General features: G+C 39.4%; 20 protein-coding genes. 14 read left to right on the plus strand and 6 right to left on the minus strand.

Annotated features, from left to right (window positions below; all coding sequences use genetic code 11):
- Window positions 1–25: 25 nt before the first annotated feature.
- The 9 genes from arcA to lgb_RS00555 all read left to right on the plus strand — a co-directional run bounded on the left by arcA (window position 26) and on the right by lgb_RS00555 (window position 9,499).
- Window positions 26–1,255 (plus strand): arginine deiminase, encoded by a 1,230-nt coding sequence (gene arcA, locus lgb_RS00515; RefSeq protein ID WP_003133654.1) that lies wholly within the window; start codon window positions 26–28, stop codon window positions 1,253–1,255.
- 126 nt (window positions 1,256–1,381) lie between these two features.
- Window positions 1,382–2,425, plus strand: coding sequence for an ornithine carbamoyltransferase (gene argF, locus lgb_RS00520; RefSeq protein ID WP_003133656.1), 1,044 nt, complete (start codon window positions 1,382–1,384; stop codon window positions 2,423–2,425).
- 196 nt (window positions 2,426–2,621) lie between these two features.
- Window positions 2,622–4,085, plus strand: coding sequence for a basic amino acid/polyamine antiporter (locus tag lgb_RS00525; RefSeq protein WP_019293039.1), 1,464 nt, complete (start codon window positions 2,622–2,624; stop codon window positions 4,083–4,085).
- Window positions 4,086–4,182: 97 nt separating this feature from the next.
- Window positions 4,183–5,133 (plus strand): carbamate kinase, encoded by a 951-nt coding sequence (gene arcC / locus lgb_RS00530; protein ID WP_019292689.1) that lies wholly within the window; start codon window positions 4,183–4,185, stop codon window positions 5,131–5,133.
- Window positions 5,134–5,184: 51 nt separating this feature from the next.
- Window positions 5,185–5,676 (plus strand): prolyl-tRNA synthetase associated domain-containing protein, encoded by a 492-nt coding sequence (locus lgb_RS00535; RefSeq protein ID WP_019292688.1) that lies wholly within the window; start codon window positions 5,185–5,187, stop codon window positions 5,674–5,676.
- Window positions 5,677–5,686: 10 nt separating this feature from the next.
- Window positions 5,687–6,817, plus strand: coding sequence for an aminotransferase (locus lgb_RS00540; protein ID WP_019293037.1), 1,131 nt, complete (start codon window positions 5,687–5,689; stop codon window positions 6,815–6,817).
- A gap of 77 nt (window positions 6,818–6,894) precedes the next feature.
- Window positions 6,895–7,506, plus strand: a complete 612-nt coding sequence (locus tag lgb_RS00545) for a nitroreductase family protein (protein ID WP_019293036.1) — start codon at window positions 6,895–6,897, stop codon at window positions 7,504–7,506.
- A gap of 106 nt (window positions 7,507–7,612) precedes the next feature.
- A complete protein-coding gene (locus lgb_RS00550; RefSeq protein ID WP_019293035.1) occupies window positions 7,613–8,593 on the plus strand; it encodes a polyprenyl synthetase family protein in 981 nt (326 codons plus the stop codon).
- Window positions 8,594–8,596: 3 nt separating this feature from the next.
- On the plus strand, window positions 8,597–9,499 hold the full coding sequence (locus tag lgb_RS00555; RefSeq protein ID WP_242810700.1) for a prenyltransferase: 903 nt from the start codon (window positions 8,597–8,599) through the stop codon (window positions 9,497–9,499).
- Window positions 9,500–9,535: 36 nt separating this feature from the next.
- Here lgb_RS00555 and lgb_RS00560 read toward each other — a convergent pair whose 3' ends face one another.
- From lgb_RS00560 to rpmB, 6 genes are all read right to left on the minus strand, one after another.
- A complete protein-coding gene (locus lgb_RS00560) occupies window positions 9,536–9,706 on the minus strand; it encodes a hypothetical protein (protein WP_019293033.1) in 171 nt (56 codons plus the stop codon).
- Complete coding sequence (gene feoB / locus lgb_RS00565) at window positions 9,693–11,798, minus strand: ferrous iron transport protein B (RefSeq protein ID WP_019293032.1); 2,106 nt, start codon at window positions 11,796–11,798, stop codon at window positions 9,693–9,695. The genes lgb_RS00560 and feoB overlap by 14 nt, the downstream gene beginning before the upstream one ends.
- Window positions 11,799–11,810: 12 nt before the next feature.
- A complete protein-coding gene (locus tag lgb_RS00570; RefSeq protein ID WP_019292682.1) occupies window positions 11,811–12,272 on the minus strand; it encodes a ferrous iron transport protein A in 462 nt (153 codons plus the stop codon).
- A gap of 172 nt (window positions 12,273–12,444) precedes the next feature.
- Window positions 12,445–14,115, minus strand: a complete 1,671-nt coding sequence (locus lgb_RS00575) for a DAK2 domain-containing protein (protein WP_019292681.1) — start codon at window positions 14,113–14,115, stop codon at window positions 12,445–12,447.
- Entirely contained in the window at window positions 14,115–14,477 is a 363-nt protein-coding gene (locus lgb_RS00580; RefSeq protein WP_026063759.1) for an Asp23/Gls24 family envelope stress response protein, read from the minus strand. Before lgb_RS00580 ends, lgb_RS00575 begins: the two co-directional genes overlap by 1 nt.
- A 291-nt stretch (window positions 14,478–14,768) precedes the next feature.
- Window positions 14,769–14,963 carry a 50S ribosomal protein L28 gene (rpmB, locus tag lgb_RS00585; protein WP_003133678.1) on the minus strand — a complete coding sequence of 65 codons (195 nt, stop codon included), beginning with the start codon at window positions 14,961–14,963 and terminating at the stop codon, window positions 14,769–14,771.
- Window positions 14,964–15,144: 181 nt separating this feature from the next.
- Here rpmB and lgb_RS00590 point away from each other — a divergent pair, with 181 nt between their 5' ends.
- From lgb_RS00590 to lgb_RS00610, 5 genes are all read left to right on the plus strand, one after another.
- Entirely contained in the window at window positions 15,145–15,795 is a 651-nt protein-coding gene (locus lgb_RS00590; RefSeq protein ID WP_003133681.1) for a DUF1129 domain-containing protein, read from the plus strand.
- A gap of 103 nt (window positions 15,796–15,898) precedes the next feature.
- Window positions 15,899–18,217 (plus strand): HAD-IC family P-type ATPase, encoded by a 2,319-nt coding sequence (locus tag lgb_RS00595; protein WP_019293031.1) that lies wholly within the window; start codon window positions 15,899–15,901, stop codon window positions 18,215–18,217.
- Between the two features lie 151 nt (window positions 18,218–18,368).
- Window positions 18,369–19,238 (plus strand): glucose-1-phosphate thymidylyltransferase RfbA, encoded by an 870-nt coding sequence (gene rfbA / locus lgb_RS00600; protein ID WP_019292678.1) that lies wholly within the window; start codon window positions 18,369–18,371, stop codon window positions 19,236–19,238.
- Window positions 19,239–19,835 carry a dTDP-4-dehydrorhamnose 3,5-epimerase family protein gene (locus lgb_RS00605; RefSeq protein WP_019292677.1) on the plus strand — a complete coding sequence of 199 codons (597 nt, stop codon included), beginning with the start codon at window positions 19,239–19,241 and terminating at the stop codon, window positions 19,833–19,835.
- A 1-nt stretch (window position 19,836) separates the two neighbouring features.
- Window positions 19,837–20,094, plus strand: coding sequence for a hypothetical protein (locus lgb_RS00610; protein WP_019293030.1), 258 nt, complete (start codon window positions 19,837–19,839; stop codon window positions 20,092–20,094).
- Window positions 20,095–20,096 lie beyond the last annotated feature (2 nt).

Genomic DNA, 20,096 nt, shown 5'->3' on the forward strand with positions numbered 1-20,096 from the left:
ATATAAAAGAAAGGATGCTTATCTCATGGAAAAAGCAATCAATGTCAATTCAGAAATCGGAAAACTTAAATCAGTTCTCCTTCATCGTCCAGGTGCTGAAGTCGAAAACATCACACCAGACACAATGCATCAACTCTTGTTTGATGATATCCCTTACTTGAAAATTGCTCAGAAGGAACACGATTTCTTTGCTCAAACATTGCGTGATAACGGAGCAGAAACTGTCTATATAGAAGATCTTGCCGCAGATGTTTTTCAAACTGAAAGTGTTAAAAAAGATTTCTTGGCTCGACTCTTGCATGAAGCAGGCTACCGTCCAGGACGTACACTTGAAGGTTTGACTGAGTACTTGACAAGCATGGATACAAAAGCAATGGTTGACAAGATTTATGCAGGTGTTCGTAAAAATGAATTGGACCTAAAACGTACAGTTCTTAGCGACATGGCCGGTTCTGATGCCGAAAACCATTTCTACCTTAATCCATTGCCAAATGCTTACTTCACTCGTGACCCACAAGCATCTATGGGTGTAGGGATGACTATTAACAAAATGACTTTCCCAGCACGTCAACCTGAATCATTGATTACAGAATATGTAATGGCAAATCACCCACGTTTTAAAGACACTCCAATTTGGCGTGATCGTAACCATACAACACGTATCGAAGGTGGTGATGAACTCGTATTAAACAAACACACTGTAGCTATTGGTGTTTCTGAACGTACTTCATCTAAAACAATTCAAGCTTTAGCAAAAGAATTGTTTGCAAACCCATTGTCAACCTTTGACACTGTACTTGCTGTTGAAATTCCGCATAATCACGCAATGATGCACTTGGATACTGTATTTACAATGATTAATCATGATCAGTTTACAGTCTTCCCAGGAATCTTTGATGGTTCTGGAAATATCAATGCATTCATCTTACGTCCAGGTAAAGATGGAGATGTGGAAATTGAACATTTGACAGACCTTAAAGTTGCTCTTAAGAAAGTGTTGGAACTCTCAGAACTTGATTTGATTGAATGTGGTAATGGAGATCCAATCGTTGCACCGCGTGAGCAATGGAATGATGGTTCAAACACATTGGCTATCGCTCCAGGTGAAATTGTTACTTATGACCGTAACTATGTCACAATCGAATTACTTAAAGAACATGGTATCAAAGTACATGAGATTCTTTCAAGCGAGTTGGCACGTGGTCGTGGTGGAGCACGTTGTATGTCTCAACCATTGTGGCGTGAAGATATTTAATCAAAGATCCACCCTCTATTTGCTTGGTTTACAGCTCTGTCAACCTCGTTGACACTCTATTGCTTATAGCACAAGCAAATGTCCTTATTTCAAAAAATAAAAAAATTATATTTAGGAGAAAATTAAATGCAAACACCAAAAATTAACTCAGTTTTCCAAGGCCGTTCATTTTTAGCAGAAAAAGATTTTACACCTGCAGAAATTCAATATCTTGTTGACTTTGCTATTCACTTAAAAGCATTGAAGAAAAATAACATCCCTCACCATTATCTTGAAGGAAAAAATATCGCCTTACTTTTTGCTAAAACTTCTACACGTACGCGTGCTGCATTTACAACAGCAGCTATCGACCTTGGTGCTCACCCAGAATATCTTGGTAAAGATGATATTCAACTTGGTATCAAAGAATCTACTGAAGATACAGCACGTGTTCTTGGCTCAATGTTTGATGCGATTGAACGTCGTGGTTTCTCACAAAAAGAAGTTGAAGATTTGGCAAAATACTCAGGAGTTCCTGTATGGAATGGTTTGACTGACGATTGGCATCCAACTCAAATGATTGCAGACTACATGACAATCAAAGAAGAATTTGGTTACCTTAAAGGTCTTAAACTTGCTTATGTCGGTGATGGTCGTAACAACATGGCTAACTCTCTTATCGTAACAGGTGCGATGCTTGGAGTGAGCGTAACTATCGTAGCGCCTGAATCACTTCAACCTTCTGAAGAAGTTATGGAAATTGCGCGTAAATTTGCAGCTGAGTCAGGTGCAAAACCAGAAACAACTGCAGATATTGAAGCAGGGGTTAAAGGTGCAAACATTATCTACTCAGACGTATGGGTATCAATGGGTGAATCAAACTGGGAAGAACGTGTGGAACTTCTCACTCCATACCGTATCACAATGGATATGATGAAATTGACTGGAACTCCAGATGAAGAACTTATCTTCATGCACTGCTTGCCAGCCTTCCACGATACTGAAACTGAATATGGTAAAGAAATTAAAGAAGAGTATGGCTTGACTGAAATGGAAGTTACTGACGAAGTATTCCGTTCTAAATATGCACGTCAATTTGAAGAAGCTGAAAACCGTATGCACTCAATTAAAGCAATTATGGCAGCAACTTTGGGTAACCTCTTCATTCCAGATGTACCAAGTATCAAATAATAAATTTTGAATTTGATTTTTTCCGGATTTGACAGACTTTCCACTTCCTAATACCGGTGGGAAGTTTGCACAAATCTGGAAAAAATATTTTTGGTTCCCTCTATAACTCTTGTTTTGAAAAGGTCAGACCTCGTATATTTTCATAATTGGAGACTTTTTTAAAGCATATGACTTTATGAAAAAAATAGGAAGTAATATGGAAGTAGAAAATAAAAAAGGAATAGGGCTCATGGCCCTCGTAGCAATTATCGTATCCGGAGCTATTGGTGGTGGGGTATTTAATCTCTCGAACGACTTGGCAAATGGAGCTACACCAGGTGGTGTGGTCATTTCATGGCTCTTTATTGGTTTTGGTATTCTTATGCTCGTTTTGAGCTTAAATCACCTTGTTGTTAATAAACCAGAACTCTCCGGTGTTTCAGATTATGCCCGCGCAGGATTTGGTGATTTTGCCGGATTCTTATCAGGCTGGGGTTACTGGTTGTCCGCTTGGGCAGGTAACGTGGCTTTCGCTGTCTTGATGATGACATCTGTCAACTATTTCTTTCCTGGTGTTTTTGCTAATGAAGACGGTTCTTTGACCTTTTTATCAGTCATCGTTGTTTCAGTCGTTTCTTGGTCTTTAACTGCACTTGTTATTCGTGGGGTTGAAGGGGCAGCAGTAATTAATGCTATTGTACTCATTGCTAAATTAATTCCAATCGCAATTTTTGCCGTTGTTGCTATTGTTATGTTCAGAGCTGGAGTCTTTACAGAACATTTTTGGCAAAATGTCGTCATTAATACAGATGGAACAGCAGCATTTACTCAGATGACTGCCTCAGGATTAATCGGACAGATTCAAAGTTCCTTGATGGTTATGATTTGGGTCTTCGTTGGTATTGAAGGTGCGGCAATGATGGGCGACCGTGCTAAGAAAAAATCAGATGCTGGTAAAGCTTCAATTATTGGGTTATTCACTTTGCTGGTGATTTATATCTTGCTCTCGCTCTTACCTTATGGATATTTGGACCAAGCACAGCTTGCAAGTATGCCACAACCAGGTATGGTTGGTATCTTACGTGAGATGGTTGGCCCTTGGGGTGGTAATTTGATGGCTATCGGGTTGATTATTTCACTTCTCGGTGCTTGGTTATCGTGGACGATGCTTCCAGTTGAGTCAACTTCTCAATTGGCTTCACAAAAGCTCTTGCCTGCTTGGTTTGGAAAAGAAAATAAAGCTGGTGCACCTGTTAATTCATTGCTTTTGACTCAAGGTTTTGTACAACTCTTTATCATTATTACTTACTTTGCCTCAGATGCTTATAATGTCTTTGTTTATCTCTGTACTGCAGTAATTATGGTTTGCTACGCTCTCGTCGGTGCATATCTATTAAAAGTTGGTTTAGTCGAAAAATCAACTAAAAATATTTTAATCGGCTTCTTTGCCATGGCATTCCAAATTATTGCCCTTTACCTGAGTGGTTGGCAGTTTGTCTGGATGGCTTCCATTCTGTATGTAGTTGGTTTTGTCCTCTATATCCGTGCAAAACGTGAAAACAACAGAACTATTTCAACAGGCGAATGGTTTGCTATCATTATCTTTACTCTTGCCGCTTTGCTCGCTCTTTATGGCTTGCTTGCTAATCAGTTTGGTTTGAGAGAGTTACTTGGTATTTAAAAAGAAAATTAAGAGTAAAATTTTTGAGCAATCAAAAGTTTTATTCTTTCAAGCGCAAAGTAAGCGCTTTAATAACATAAAATAGGAGAAAATAATTATGGTTAGACGTATTGTAGTTGCTCTTGGCGGTAACGCTATTTTGACAGATGATCCAACAGCTCAAGCACAACAAGAAGCGCTTGAAGTTACAGCGAGTCAATTGATCCCGCTCATTAAGGATAACGATGTAGAAATAGTTGTTACGCATGGTAACGGCCCTCAAGTTGGTAATTTACTTTTACAACAACTGGGATCAGACAGTGCCAAAAATCCTGCGATGCCTTTAGATACAGCCGTGGCTATGACTCAAGGACAAATTGGATACTGGATGACTCAAGCCTTTACTAAAGCTTTAATCAAAGAAGGCTTGGAACGAATTCCTGTAGCTTCTGTTGTCACACGTGTCGTGGTAGACAGTAATGATCCTGCATTTGAAAACCCAACAAAACCGATTGGCCCATTCTATGACGAAGCACAAATGAACAAAATGTTGGAACAATATCCAGATTGGAAATTTGTCGAAGATTCAGGTCGTGGGTATCGTCGTGTTGTTGCCAGTCCAAAACCAGAACGTATTGTAGAAGCAGAAGCCATCAAACCACTGTTAGATGCTGCAGTTTTAACTACTGTATCAGGTGGCGGCGGCATTCCTGTAGTTGAGCATGAAGACGGTACATATACAGGAGTGGAAGCTGTGATTGACAAGGACTTTTCAGCAGCTAAACTTGCAGAACTTGTGGATGGTGACGAGTTAGTTATTTTGACAGGTGTGGACAATGTTTTTGTCAATTACAACAAACCAGATCAAAAGAAATTGGAAAAAGTTACTTTGTCTGAAATTGGTGCCTACTTGGAAGACGGTCAATTTGCTGCAGGCTCTATGAAACCAAAAGTTGAAGCAGCTATGGCTTTTGTAGAACGTACTGGTCGTGCGGCAACAATTACTTCCCTTGAAAATCTTGAAGATTTCTTGGCAAATGGTTCAGGAACAACAATTGTTGCTGATTAAAATGTAAGAGGCTGTGTTTTGCGCGGCCTTTTTCTTATATGAGGAGGCTGAATGAGAGACTTTAAAGAAGTAGAGAAGTTAATGGCTCAGCTCGAAATTCCCTATAAAATTGTCGAGCATCCGGCCAGTCATTCTACAGAAGAATCTGACCATTATATTGAAGGACATGAAGGTTGTAGGTCGAAGACTTTAGTTTTGGCTAATAAAAAATCCACGCAATTCTATATGGTTATTATGGATGATAGTAAGCGAGTTGAGATGAACAAACTGGGGGAGGTACTTGGAGTAAATCGACTTCATTTTGTATCAGAAGAACGCTTGGAAAGCATGCTGGGACTGCAGTCTGGGATTGTTTCTATTTATGGTCTAGTTGATAATAAAATGGATAATATGCATGTTTATTTTGACCGAGATATGCTTGAGGAGCATGACATTATGACGTTACACCCCAATGACAATACAAAGACAATCTTTTTTCCAATGGAAGATTGCTTTAAAATACTGGATGCACAATGCTATACTTATACTATAATTGATATTTAGGAGGGCACATATGAAGATAGATGGTTTTGGAGTAGAAGAATGGCTCAATGTATGGGAAAAAGAAGCAGTTTATGACATTGCTCAATCAACGATTTCATCCATGACGTTGCAAGAAATATTAAACCTGGAAGAAGACAAGGGCCAAAGCTTTATGTCTCACTTAATGCAGGAAAAATTTAACTACGGATGGATTGAAGGCTCTCCTGAATTTAAGCAAGAAGTAGCCAAGCTTTATACGAAAGTTCCCGCAGAAAATATTTTGGCGACAAATGGCGCAACGGGCGCCAATCATTTGGTCTTGTATGGATTGATCGAGCCGGGAGATCATGTGATTGCAGAGTATCCAAGTTACCAGCAGCTCTATGATATTCCACGTTCTTTAGGAGCCGAAATTGAGTTTTGGCAAATTCATGAATCGGAAAACTGGTATCCACGCTTGGATGAACTCCGTCAGATGATTCGTCCAAACACAAAGATGATTTGTTTGAACAATGCCAATAATCCGACAGGTACAACCCTAAACCGTGCCTTTTTGGAAGAGGTCATTCAGCTGGCTCGAACAGTTGATGCTTATGTCTTGGTCGATGAGGTTTACTTGCCTCTTGATGATTCGGAAGATTATGCGCCAATTGTTGACTTATATGAAAAAGGTATCTCGACGAACTCGCTTTCTAAAACATATTCTGTACCTGGTGTACGTTTAGGTTGGGTGGCGACTCAAGATGAAAAACTAGCAGATGAGTTTCGCAAATACCGCGATTATACAATGATTTGTTGTGGAGTCTTTGATGATGCCTTAGGAACTCTAGTCTTAAAACACCGTGATAAAGTACTGGCGCGGAATAAAGAAATCGTCACTAATAATTTGCAGATACTTCGGGAGTGGGTGGAAAATGAGCCACTTGTATCAATGATATTTCCTAAAGCAGTATCGACAAGCTTTGTGAAATTTGAAACGCTCGATCCGGCCCAGACAGAAGAATTTTGCGTGGCCTTGCTTAAAAACAAAGGCGTTCTTTTAGTACCGGGAAATAGGTTTGACTTGCCAGGCTATGCACGTTTAGGCTATTGTACGGATGAAAAGACATTACGCGAGGGCTTGTCTGCTTTGTCTCAATTTTTGCGAGAATATAACAAATAGGATAATAGAGGGGATTTACCCCTTTTTTATATACTAAAAATATGCAAATTTGGTACAATAATGAGAGGAGGATATTCATGGATTTTGTAAAAATTAATAAAGAACGCCACGCTGTAAAAACATTTGACGGTAAAAAAATACCAACAGTAGATGTGAAACAGATTATCTCTGCTGCAAGTTTAGCACCTTCTGCACATAACATCCAACCTTGGCACTTTGTCATTGTTGAGAGTGAACAAAAACGTCAAGAACTTCTATCCGTTGTTCATGGAAAAAATGGTCAACAAGTGAAAGAAGCTGGAGCGGTCATTGCTATCTTTAGTGATACTAATCTTTCTGAACGCTCGAGTGAAATTGCACGTACTGGGGCTGGAGAAATGGATAGTGAACAACTGCAACGTTTCAATAGTCGCTATCCCCAAATGTTTGAAAATATGGACGAGATGATGGAAGCAAGCTATTTATCATTGAATATTGGTTTTGTGACGATGAATCTCATGTATGTCATCAAAAATAGAGGCTATGAAGGCAATATTATTCTTGGCTTTGAACGTACTGAGCGCGTGAATGAAATTCTCGAAGTCGATAAACGTTACCGTCCAGAGCTCTTGGTTGTATTGGGCTCATCAGAAGCAAAAGGTCAAGCAAGTTACCGCTTGCCACAACAAAATATTATTGAAATTCGATAATAAGTAATAAGAGAAAAAAGTGAGTCGTTTATATCGAAATTTAAGGTGGATTTTGCTAGAATAAGAGAGATATAAAAACGATAGATATAGGTAGTAAGGGGAAAAAGTGCTAGATTTTTGGCAGGACTATCCTGAAATTAAGGAAAAACTTATCGCAGTACAAACTATGATGACAGAACGTTTAGCGGTAAATAATACAGATATACGTGACGCATTACAAAAGTTTACGACGCGCGGAGGTAAAATGGTTCGGCCAGCGCTTTTTTTTCTATTTTCTGGCTTAGTTGACGAGGAGATAGAAGACGAAGAACGCTTGGTTAAAATAGCAGCCAGTTTGGAGTTGTTACACTCGGCAACATTGATTCATGATGATGTTATTGATGATTCCCCTTTACGTCGAGGCTTGCCGAGTGTTGAAGCACAATTTGGCAAGGATGTTGCAGTATATACGGGTGATTTTATTTATACGGTTTACTTCGAGTTGCTTTGTGAAACAATGGCTGCGACACCATTTTTGCCGCGTAATGCAAGATCGATGAAAAAGATTCTTCAAGGTGAACTTACACAGATGCAATCAGCTTTTAATGCAGACAACAGTATTAGACGCTATCTTAAAGCTATCAGTGGTAAAACTGCAGAGCTATTGAGTTTAGCTTGTTTAGAAGGTGTGTATTTCTCTGGTGGTGATAAGCAGATGCAACGGTCTGCACGAAAGATTGGTTTAGCGATTGGTCTTGCTTTTCAGATTTATGATGATGTACTTAATTTCACAGTCGGTTTGGAAGAAGCTGATAAGCCAATATTGACGGATTTTCGTCAAGGGATTTATACCTTACCCTTGTTGCTGGCAAAAGAAGAAGCGCCTGAGAAAGTCATGCCCTATCTGGAAGCGCCAGAAGGACTGAGTCGTCAAGAATGTATCGAATTTTCCGAACTGGTCACTGATCTAGGAGGCATTACAGGAAGTCTTTTCTTAGCAAAACATCTAACCGATCAAGCGTTACTTGAAATAGAAAAATTCCCAGAATCTCGTAACCGCGAAATTTTGATGGAAGTTACCCAAACCTTATTACAAAGAAATTATTAAAAAATGAACTTTAAAATATTTGCTGAGCTTATTGAGCTGAAAGCTAAAACAGCGAGCGTTTTTCCTTTTATACTGGGAGTTGCTTATTCACTTTATCATTATCAAATAGCCAATTTTGGCCCATTAATCATCTACTTTGTGGCTATGTTCTGCTTTAACTGTTTTGTAGATATTTGGGACAACTACAATGATTACCATAAGGCTGTGGATACGGAAGATTACAAGAAAAATACCAATATCATTGGTCGGGAAAATCTATCACTTTCGCTGATAAAGGGCTTGTTACTCTTCTTCTTCTCTCTTTCCTTGATTTTAGGATTAATTGTGGCAGGACTTGTGGGCTGGCCGGTGTTTTGGTTAGGACTTTTTTGCTATTTCATTGGTATCTTTTACTCAGCTGGACCAAAACCCTTATCAAGTTTACCTGTAGGTGAGCTGGCCAGTGGTTTAACAATGGGCTACTTAATTTTTCTGATCTGTGTATATATCAATACGAGTGCTGTTTTTGTTTGGGATTTTGCAACTTTGGCATCAACCTTCCTTGTTGCTTTACCAAGTACCTTGTTAATTGCTAACTTGATGCTGGCGAATAATACTTGTGATTTGGAAGAGGACGAAGCTAATCATCGTTATACTATTGTGCATTACATCGGGAGAAAGAATGCTTTGCGCTGGTGGACATTAGCCATTATATTGGCCTATATCTCAATCGTTGGGGCAGTAGTTCTGGGACTAATCTCTCCACTCATGTTGCTCATGTTTTTACTTTTGCCTTTCATTATCACACAAGCGCGTCCTTACCTCCAAAGACAAGTAAAAAGTGAAACTTTTATTGCTTCAGTAAAAATATTAATGGTCTTCTCGCTATTGCAAGCGGGACTCATGTTGCTTGCTTTAGTTCTCTGAGAATAAGAAAAACCTTCTCTTAAGGAAGGTTTTTTCTTATTCACAACAGTCTTTTTTCGATGGGATTTCTAAGGCAGAAACACCCTTAACAGGACAGGTTGTAGTTGTACAATCATCGCAAGCTCCTTTGCTCCGCACTGTTTTGCGCACTGAAAAGAAGGCTGCAATTAAAATAAGGGATAAGAGAACGATGCTAGCTAAGTTCAAGAGAAAGTTCCTCCTTGTTTGATGTGTATTTTGGTCGACGGAAGATAAGATAAAGGCCGAAAACCAAGAGAAGTACTGCAAGCAATGTATTAATGCTAATGGACTGTGTCAGAAAGGCAGAGCCTAACTGATAAATGATAAAGCTCATGCTGTAAGCCACAGCGGTTTGAAAGCCCACAGCGCGTAAAGTCCATTTAACTTCACCCATTTCCTTATAAATTGCCGAAATAGCAGCAATACAGGGTGCACATAACAGGTTGAAGACAAGTAAAGAATAAGCGGCCAGTGGTGTGTAGCTATTTTGTAGAGCCGTCCAAATGGCTCGACCGTTATTTTCTACCTCTGCACCTTGGGCGTACAATTGGCTCATAGTTCCGACAATAGTCTCTTTGGCAATTAGTCCAGTCAAGGTAGCTACCGTGGCTTTCCACTCTCCAAAGCCTAGAGGAGCAAAAACAATACTCAGGTATCCTCCGAGCGTTGCTAATATTGATTGGCCGGGTTCAACTTGGTGCAAAGTGAAGCTATAGTTTGACAAGAACCAGAGTGCGACATTGAGCGCAAAAATGATTGTCCCAGCGCGCTTAATAAAACTCAAACCTCGATCAAACGCATATTTAAAGACTGTAGGAAAGTGAGGTATATGGTAAGTAGGCAATTCTAAGATGAAAGCAGAAGTATCTCCCGCGAACATTCTCGTTTTTTTCAAAATAATTCCTGAGAGGATAATCATGGCCATGCCTAAGAAGTATGCGCTAGGTGCAACCCAACTGGTGGAGTGAAAAAAGGCACCTGAAACTAAAGCAATAATCGGCAACTTTGCTGAACAGGGCATGAAGGTGGTCACCATGATGGTAATTTTTCTGTCCCTTTCTTGTTCAATTGTACGGGTAGCCATAATTCCCGGTACACCACAGCCAGAAGAAATCAACATGGGAATAAAGGATTTACCAGACAAGCCAAATCTTCTAAAAATACGATCCATCACAAATGCGACACGAGCCATATAGCCTGAATCTTCAAGAAAGCCTAACAGGAGGAATAGAACGAAGATTTGTGGAACAAAGCCTAGGATAGCCCCAATTCCAGCGAGGACACCATCAAGGAGTAGGGATTGGACCCAAGGAACAATCGCCAAGCTATCCATTACTTGGTGTAAAATATCTGGCAGAAAACTACCAAAAAAGTTATCATTGAGCCAATCGCTAGCGGGTGTACCAATGACCTGTATCGCTAAAAAGTAAACGAGCCACATGATAAGGATAAAAATAGGAAGGCCCAACCATTTATGGGTAACGATGCGGTCGATTTTATCTGTTAGATTAAGTTGTCCTTTATGTGCGCTTGTAACAACCAAACGAACAATTTGACCAATTAAATCATAGCGCTCGTTAACGATGATGGATTCACGATCGTCGCCCATAATTTTTTCGGTGATTGCTACGATTTCATCTAATTCTTGCCGTTGTGAGGCAGTGAGGGAGTTCGAGGCTAAACTGTCCCCTTCAAAAAGTTTAATTTGTTCAAAACGATTCTTTGCTTGGGGACAAATCGTTTGAATTTCTCCTAAGGCACTTTCAAGACGGTGGTCATAATCTAAAGGTGTAACTTCAAGAGGCTGGCAAGCTTTTCGAATAGCTTCGTCTAGACCTTTCTTCTTTAAAGCACTAGTAAGTACGACAGGTAGCCCTAAACTGTAAGACAGTTTTTCGATATCAATTTGTTTACCTTGATATTCTAGCAAGTCGCTCATATTTAGAGCGATGACGATAGGAATATTAAACTCCATCAGTTGTAATGTGAGGTACAGTGAGCGTTCGAGATTTGTTGCATCAATAATATTGAGAAGGACATCTGGTGGTGTCTCTCTGAGATAATTTCGTGTGACTTGTTCTTCTAAAGTATAAGGTGAGAGAGAATAAGTTCCCGGTAAATCTTGAATAGCGATATTTTTGTCTTTTTTATAACGTCCTGTTTTACATTCAACTGTTACACCTGGCCAATTTCCTACTTGCTGATTACTGCCAGTTAATATATTGAAAATACTTGTTTTCCCACTATTTGGGTTTCCTAGCAAAGCGATTTTAGTCATCTTTATTTCCTTTTAATCTTGGACAACAATTTTTATTTTTTCAGCATCTTTCTTTCTTAAAGAAAGAGAGTAACCCCGCAGATGAAGCTCCATAGGATCTCCTAGCGGTGCAAGTTTATGCACCGCAATACTTGTTCCCCTCGTAATCCCCATATCCATAAGCCGGCGCTTTATTTCACTTTCCCCCTCGAGTAATCGGACCACGCCACTTTGACCGATATTCAAAGACGAGAGAGGTATAAGTTCCTCATTTGATTGTTCGTCTTTAATCAAAATCGTGTTGAGGTAGAAACTGCTTAGCGCTAAACGTGTCTGACCAATCTTTAAAAGCGCATTTTCCCCGTCCATAGAAATTAAAACAACTTCCGTATCAGGGGCAAAACCAAGCTCTCGAAGTTTTCCAGCATGCTCGGATTTTAATATTTTATTTACATAATATATTTGGCCGATACGGGCAGTATTCAGTGTTTTCATGCATGCTCCTTCAATGGGATGTAAAAAGTATTTGACATTACAATAAGTATAACACGAATTACTTGTAATTTCGAGGAAATTTGTGTATGGGAGAAAGTAAATAAAAAAAGAATGTTTCACGTGAAAACAAACACACAAAAAAACTAGCTTTGAGAGGCCAGTTTTTTGTGTTTTATTCTACAGAGAAAATGTATGGATAAACAGGTTGTTTTCCGTCATGAATCTCTACTTCGAGTTCAGGGTAACGTTTTTCTAGTTCTTTGGCAATACGTTCGGCATTTGATTTTTTACCGTCTTCACCAATATAAATTGCTGCAATTTCGCTGTCTTCATCAATCATTTTTTCAAAAGCAGCAAAGATAGCATCGTTCATTTTTTTGGTTGATGCGACAATTTTATTATTGACCATGCCAAGTGTATCTTTTTTATGGATATCAATACCATCAATATTGGTGTCACGAATAGCTTGTGTCACTGAACCAGATTGTACGTCTGCTAATGAAGCAGTCATATTTTCTTTGTTTTCTTCAATTGATTTTGTTGGGTCAAAGCTGAGTAAGGCAGTAAAACCTTGAGGAACAGTTGCTGTTTCAATCACTTCAACAGGAATATCTGAAACTTCAGCGGCAGATTTGGCAGCCATGAAGATATTTTTATTATTTGGAAGAATAATAACTTTTTCGGCATTGACAGCTTCAATAGCTTTGAGGATGTCTTCTGTTGATGGGTTCATTGTTTGACCACCAGAAACGACATGCTGTACACCCATTTCACGGAAAATGTCAGCAAGACCATCACCAGCAGCGATGGCAATCAATCCCCAGTCAGATTTAGAAGTAGAAGTGCTGATGTTGTTTGTTTTTTCTTTTTCAGCAACACCTTCGTTTTGGAGGCGCATGTTGTCAACTTTAACCTTAACCAGACGACCATATTTAAGCCCTTCTTGCATAACAAGACCAGGATCTTCAGTATGGACATGGACTTTAACGATTTCTTCGTCATCAACAACTAAAAGTGAATTACCGATACCCGCCAAGTAAGCTTGGAAATTATCGTGATCATAACTCTCACGGGCTGTTGGACCTTGGCCTAACTCGACCATAATCTCTGTACAGTAGCCGTATTTAATATCGCTTGTGGAAGCACCCGCAACACTTGTTTCAGACTCGTGTTCAAGGTTAATCATACGGTCCATGGCACCTAAACCTTGCTCAGGATTTTCAGGGACGAATTCACCGTTGAGAGCCATCAAGAAGCCTTCGTAGATATAAACCAAACCTTGACCACCTGAATCGACAACGCCAACTTCTTTAAGGACTGGCAACATGTCTGGTGTTTTCGCTAAAGCGATTTTAGCTCCTTCAAGAGCAGCTTCCATAATAGCTGTTGCATCGTCAGTCTCATTAGTTTTACGGTTTGCAAGTTCTGCAGCACCGCGTGAAACAGTTAAGATTGTACCTTCAACAGGTTTCATAACCGCTTTATAAGCGACTTCAACACCATTTTGCAAAGCGTTAGCTAAATGAATACCATCAAGTTCATCGTAGTCTTTGGCATATTGTCCAAAACCGCGGAAGATTTGACTAAGGATAACACCAGAGTTACCACGAGCGCCCATGAGCAAACCTTTGGAAAGGATTTGAGCAACTTGTCCAACAGTTTCGGCTGGTTTTTCAGCGACATCTTTGGCACCATTTGTGATTGTCATCCCCATATTTGTTCCTGTATCTCCGTCTGGGACAGGAAAGACATTCAGAGAATTGACATATTCAGCTTGTTCGTTAAGGCGACTTGCTGCCGCCTGAATCATTTCTTGAAATTTACTTGCGTTAATATTTGACACTAGTCTTCGACCACCTTCACATTTTGTACATATACATTGACTTTAGCTGCTACAATGCCAAGTTGATTTTCCAGATTGAAACGGATACGTTCTTGGATGTTTTTGGCAACTTCGCTAATTTTAACACCATAGCTGACAACAACATAAACACCAATGATTGTTTGGTTATCGGTTGTCGTAACGACAACACCTTTAGAATAGTTTTCTTGTCCGAGGATATTACGGAAATTGTCTTTTACAGCATTTTTGCTTGTCATGCCGACAACGCCGAAAATTTCAGTAGTGCTTGCACCTACAACAGTAGCGATAACATCTGTTGCAATGTCAACATTACCATGTTGAGTATTAATAGTAACGGTCATTTTCATATGCGTGCTGTTGAATCATACAGCACTTTCCTCCATAATAATTTATGTATCACTTCATTTTATCATAATTTTGTAAAATAGAACAGTTGTTTTATTGGTTTTTTGGTCAATTTAGCCTTGTAAGTGCTTTAGGGGAGGGGGTCTTAAGTCGAAAGAGTTTTAGAAGATGAAAAAACCAAAGATCAACCGTTAATTATGACCTTTGGTTTTTAAAGTGTTGGAGAAAGAGAAGAAAATAAAAAAGACCAGTAAATAAGATTCACTAGCTTTCTTTATTTTATCCAATTATACACGCTCAACGCCTGCAGGCAATTTTTTCAATGCTTTAGCTGAAGCCCATACAGTTTTGAGTTCACCGTTTTCAAGAATTTGAACTTTTTGAAGATTAGGTTTAACTACACGTTTAGTTTGGTTCATAGCGTGTGAACGGTTATTACTTGATACAGTCTTACGACCAGTAAAATAACATTCTTTTGACATGGTTTGGTTCCTCCTTAAAAATTTTATGCTTTTTTTAAAGAGCATCTCTAAAAATTCAGATCTGAAACACAATTCTTACAGAAACCCTCAAAATAACATACCAAATTAGTATAACATTTTTTTATTAAAAAAATCAAGTTTTATTTCCAAATTTCACCAAAATTTTTATATAATAGGAGATATGGAAAATCTAATCGAGCAACTCACTGCCAAAAATAGCGAATATGTACATAACGTAACAAAGCAATTGATGCTTTTAGGAAAATCAGACGAGGAAATCAAAACAATACTCGCTGAAATCTTGCCGAAAATCATCGAAGGACAAAAGGAAGGTATTCTGGCCCGCAAATTATTGGGGGCACCAATGGAATTTGCGACACAGTATAAACCTGAGGAAGATAAGGTAAAACGTCAGGAAACAGCGAAAAATGAATCACCCTTCTTGATGTGGCTAGATAGTGCTTTACTTTTCTTTGGTGTGATTTCAGTGGTTATGGGACTGATGGGTCTCTTCCAGCCACAAGCAAGTGTTTACGGTCTATTGACAACGCTGGCTTCTTCCGCTCTCGCTGGTTTGGTGATGTACTGGATGTATAAATATTTTTACAGTGCACAACGCCCACAGAAAAAAGGCAAAGGTTTTGCGATGTTAGCTGTTGCGATGGTGGCATGGGCAGGCGTTTCTGTCTTGGTCGCTCTCTTACCAAAATCCATCAATATTGTACTTGCTCCGTACATTACAATTATTCTCGGGGCAGCCGTGATGGGGATTCGCTTTCTTATTCAACGTAAATTCAATGTGCAGTCTTCGATGGCACGTCAAACAAAGTAAACTAATTAACCCTGTCCTCATTGTGACGGGGTTTTATTTCGAAAATGTAAGGTATTTGCTTCTCTAATAATGTTAGGATAGAATAAGAGTTAGGAGAGAGCTTATGTCATTTAAATATGAAGGTTTGTCACAAAAAGAAGTTGAAAATCGTTTAAAATCAGGTCAGGTCAATATCGCAAAGAATGAGAGCAGTAAAACATACGGCCAAATTTTTGCGAGTAATTTGCTGACTTTTTTTAACTTAATCAATATTTTCCTTTTTATTTTAGTGCTTTCAGTGGGCTCGCATCGAAATGCGCTTTTCATTATTGTTGTTGCAGTGAATGCAGGAATTGGTTTATATCAGGAAATTAAAGCACGTCGCTTGCTCGACAAGCTCTCTTTATTGAATACAAGTAAGGTCAAGACTTTTCGTCAAGGGAAACAGATTGAATTAAAACAAGAAGAGCTTGTGCTTGATGACATTATTCTTCTGGGACTTGGAGATCAAATTCCATGTGACTGCCAAATCATTGAAGGGCAAGTGGAAGTAAATGAAGCTTTGCTTACCGGAGAGGCTGACGCGCTGACTAAAAAAGCAGATGCAGAACTTTTTTCGGGTAGTTTTGTCACAAGCGGGACAGCTGTTGCACGGGTTGTTCATGTAGGAAAAGACAATTATATTCATCAATTAGCCCATGAAGCTCAAAAAATAAAGAAACAGAAACGAATGTTGCGTGACAGTTTAGCAAAAGTTGTACGTATCGTAAGTTTCATTATGATACCCTTGGGAATTTTGCTTTACCTCAAGTTGTTTTATGTCATTGATACGGGCCACAAACAAGCCGTTCTAGGAACGGTTGCTGCCCTAGAGGGTATGTTCCCACAGGGGTTGATTTTATTGACCAGTATGGCTTTAACGTTGGGAGTTATCAACTTAGTGAAGCAAAAAGTTTTGGTTCAAGAGCTGCATACGATTGATGCGCTTGCACGAGTGGATGTGCTGTGCTTGGATAAGACAGGGACCATTACGACGGGTGAAATGAAAGTGGAAAAGATTGAGAGTCTGACTGAACATTCTGAGCCGCACATTGTCCATATTATGGGGAATCTTCTAGAAAACCTCCCAGATCAAAACGTCACTGCACAAGCCTTAAGGAAGTATTTTGCTTCATTAAAGGATTACAATGTTTCTCAAGTGTTGCCATTTTCTTCTGAGAGAAAATATAGCGCAGTTGAGTTTACAGAAGGGACCTTTTATTTAGGTGCTTGGCAGTTTTTGTTTCCAAAGGGAAGTGTCGTGTTAGAACAGCACGCACAAAAGTATGCAGAAAAGGGTTATCGTGTGTTAGTCTTGGCCCGCTCAAAACAAGCACTTGATAGAGACCGACTTCCTGAAGACCTAACTGCAGAAGCGCTCATTGTTATTTCTGATGTTTTACGTGACGATGCTAAACAGACTCTGGCCTATTTTAAAAAGCAGGGTGTACGTTGTAAAATCATCTCTGGAGATGATCCTGTAACAGTATCGGCAATTGCGAAGGCTGTTTCCTTACCGGATGCCGAGCAGTATGTTGATGCCAGTCAACTAAAAACAGAGGCAGAACTGGAGTTTGCAGTAGAAAATTTTCAAATTTTTGGTCGTGTCTCCCCACAACAGAAAAAAATGATGGTGCAAATCCTGAAGAAGCAGGGGCACACAGTAGCGATGACTGGAGATGGTGTCAATGATATTTTGGCCTTTAAGGAAGCTGATTGTTCGATTGCCATGCGCGAAGGTAGTGAAGCGGCGAAACAAACCGCCAATCTTATTTTGATGGATAATAACTTCTCGGCGATGCCTTATATTGTTAATGAGGGGCGACGCGTAATTAATAACTTAACACGTACAGGCTCTTTATTAATGGTGCGGATGATGTTTTCGATAGCTTTAACTGTGTTGACTTTATTTGCGGGGAGTGTCTATCCTTTTGAGCCAATCCAGCTTACTGTTTTGACCGCGTTTTTTGTCGGGATTCCCTCTTTTTTCTTGAGTTTTGAGTCAGACTTTTCAAAAGTTGAAGGTCGTTTTTTGCGGACGCTGTTTGAGCGTGCGTTTCCTGTGGGTTTTAGTATTGCTGTTGGCGCAATACTTATCGTTACAATAGGCGGAGTCTTCGGTATTTCACATCCTGAACTTGCGATGATGACGGTTCTCTTTTCTGCATGGAACTACGTTTTGATGCAGCGCAAGATATTTTGGCCTATTAAGCGCTACCGCTTATGGATTTTCACAATCACACAGCTTTCGTTTTTTGTAGCTTTAATTGTGGGTACGGATTTTCTTAATTTAGCATGGCCGAGTCCGCTTCACTTTACATTACTTATCCCATTTCTGATTGTTGCACCTCTTGCACAATATTTACTGACAAAGGGAGCCTTATTCATGTTTAAAAAATTATAATTGAAACATACTAAACAAAAGGTGCTAGAGCGTTGCTTCTAGTCCTTTTTGCTCCTACCTCAGGCAGAATTAGAATGAAATAAAAGTAAAAATATGCTATAATTATGCTGATTAACTATAATAAAATAGAAGAAATAAAGTGAGGTACCTCATGAAAGGGATTATTTTAGCAGGTGGATCAGGAACGCGTTTGTATCCACTGACTCGTGCAGCAAGTAAACAATTGATGCCCGTCTATGATAAACCAATGATTTATTATCCATTATCTACACTGATGTTAGCTGGGATTAAAGATATTTTGATCATCTCAACACCAGAAGATACACCGCGTTTCCAAGAACTCTTGCAAGATGGTTCTGAATTCGGACTAAATTTGCAGTATGCTGTTCAACCAAGTCCAGATGGTTTGGCTCAAGCTTTCATCATCGGCGAAGACTTTATTGGTGATGATTCAGTTGCTCTTATCTTGGGTGATAACATTTATCATGGCCCAGGGATGTCTAAGTTACTTCAAACTGCTGCAGCCAAAGAAAAAGGCGCAACTGTGTTCGGTTACCAAGTGCCAGACCCAGAGCGTTTTGGTGTTGTTGAGTTTGACGAAGACATGAACGCTGTTTCAATTGAAGAAAAACCTGAGGTACCAAAATCTGACTACGCAGTAACAGGGCTTTATTTCTACGATAATGATGTTGTAGAGATTGCTAAAAACATCAAACCTTCACCACGTGGAGAGTTGGAAATCACAGATGTGAATAAGGCCTATCTTGAACGTGGTGATCTCTCTGTCGAACTTATGGGGCGTGGCTTTGCATGGCTCGATACAGGAACACATGAAAGCTTGCTCGAGGCAGCGCAATATATTGAAACAGTTCAACGTATGCAAAACGTTATGGTTGCTAACCTTGAAGAAATTGCATGGCGTATGGGCTATATTTCGGAAGAAGCCGTACGTGAACTTGCACAACCGCTTAAGAAAAACGCATACGGTAAATATTTACTTAAATTGGTAGGTGATAAATAAATGACGGATAACTTTTTTGGAAAAGAACTTGCAGCACGCAAAATTGAAGCTATTCCAGGTATGTTAGAATTTGATATTCCGGTTCATGGTGATAATCGCGGCTGGTTTAAAGAAAACTTTCAAAAAGAAAAGATGCTTCCACTCGGTTTCCCAGAAAAATTCTTCGCAGAAGGAAAATTACAAAATAACGTTTCTTTCTCACGTAAAAATGTTTTGCGCGGTTTACACGCTGAACCATGGGACAAATATATTTCTGTAGCAGATGGTGGACGTGTTTTGGGCTCATGGGTAGATCTTCGTGAAGGCGAGAGCTTTGGTCATGTTTACCAAACAGTGATTGATGCCAGCAAGGGCATTTTTGTACCACGTGGCGTTGCCAATGGTTTCCAAGTTTTAAGTGATACTGTTTCATACTCTTACTTAGTAAATGACTATTGGGCTTTGGAACTTAAACCAAAATACGCTTTCGTCAATTATGCAGATCCAACTTTAGGTATTGAGTGGGAAGATCTTGCACATGCTGAAGTGAGTGAAGCAGATAAAAATCACCCACTGCTTGCAGATGTAAAACCCCTAACCGCAGATTTACTCGGCTAAAATGAAGGTCAAACATCTACAAAGTAAAAGAATACTAGAGTTTTGGCAAGTGAATAAGGAAAATGAACAACCTGTGTGGGTAAAGAAGGCCTTTGCTTCAGGTGGATTTTCTTGGTTAAATGATAAAACATTACGTATTGTTAATACTGGTGGTTTGATCAAGATTAACGCTGCTCAAGATGAATTTCTGGTGTTTAATGGCAAATATTTAAAAATTGTGTCAGCGCAGAAATTCAAACAAGACTATCGCTTGCAATAAAA

The organism is Lactococcus petauri (genome assembly GCF_023499275.1).
Lineage (GTDB): Bacteria > Bacillota > Bacilli > Lactobacillales > Streptococcaceae > Lactococcus > Lactococcus petauri.

Excerpts from the sequence above, each read along its gene's own strand:
- arcA (WP_003133654.1), top strand. The coding sequence starts at position 26 with ATGGAAAAAGCAATCAATGTCAATTCAGAAATCGGAAAACTTAAATCA.
- argF (WP_003133656.1), top strand. The coding sequence starts at position 1,382 with ATGCAAACACCAAAAATTAACTCAGTTTTCCAAGGCCGTTCATTTTTA.
- lgb_RS00525 (WP_019293039.1), top strand. The coding sequence starts at position 2,622 with ATGGAAGTAGAAAATAAAAAAGGAATAGGGCTCATGGCCCTCGTAGCA.
- arcC (WP_019292689.1), top strand. The coding sequence starts at position 4,183 with ATGGTTAGACGTATTGTAGTTGCTCTTGGCGGTAACGCTATTTTGACA.
- lgb_RS00535 (WP_019292688.1), top strand. The coding sequence starts at position 5,185 with ATGAGAGACTTTAAAGAAGTAGAGAAGTTAATGGCTCAGCTCGAAATT.
- lgb_RS00540 (WP_019293037.1), top strand. The coding sequence starts at position 5,687 with ATGAAGATAGATGGTTTTGGAGTAGAAGAATGGCTCAATGTATGGGAA.
- lgb_RS00545 (WP_019293036.1), top strand. The coding sequence starts at position 6,895 with ATGGATTTTGTAAAAATTAATAAAGAACGCCACGCTGTAAAAACATTT.
- lgb_RS00555 (WP_242810700.1), top strand. The coding sequence starts at position 8,597 with ATGAACTTTAAAATATTTGCTGAGCTTATTGAGCTGAAAGCTAAAACA.
- feoB (WP_019293032.1), bottom strand. The coding sequence starts at position 11,798 with ATGACTAAAATCGCTTTGCTAGGAAACCCAAATAGTGGGAAAACAAGT.
- lgb_RS00570 (WP_019292682.1), bottom strand. The coding sequence starts at position 12,272 with ATGAAAACACTGAATACTGCCCGTATCGGCCAAATATATTATGTAAAT.
- lgb_RS00580 (WP_026063759.1), bottom strand. The coding sequence starts at position 14,477 with ATGACCGTTACTATTAATACTCAACATGGTAATGTTGACATTGCAACA.
- rpmB (WP_003133678.1), bottom strand. The coding sequence starts at position 14,963 with ATGTCAAAAGAATGTTATTTTACTGGTCGTAAGACTGTATCAAGTAAT.
- lgb_RS00590 (WP_003133681.1), top strand. The coding sequence starts at position 15,145 with ATGGAAAATCTAATCGAGCAACTCACTGCCAAAAATAGCGAATATGTA.
- lgb_RS00595 (WP_019293031.1), top strand. The coding sequence starts at position 15,899 with ATGTCATTTAAATATGAAGGTTTGTCACAAAAAGAAGTTGAAAATCGT.
- rfbA (WP_019292678.1), top strand. The coding sequence starts at position 18,369 with ATGAAAGGGATTATTTTAGCAGGTGGATCAGGAACGCGTTTGTATCCA.
- lgb_RS00605 (WP_019292677.1), top strand. The coding sequence starts at position 19,239 with ATGACGGATAACTTTTTTGGAAAAGAACTTGCAGCACGCAAAATTGAA.
- lgb_RS00610 (WP_019293030.1), top strand. The coding sequence starts at position 19,837 with ATGAAGGTCAAACATCTACAAAGTAAAAGAATACTAGAGTTTTGGCAA.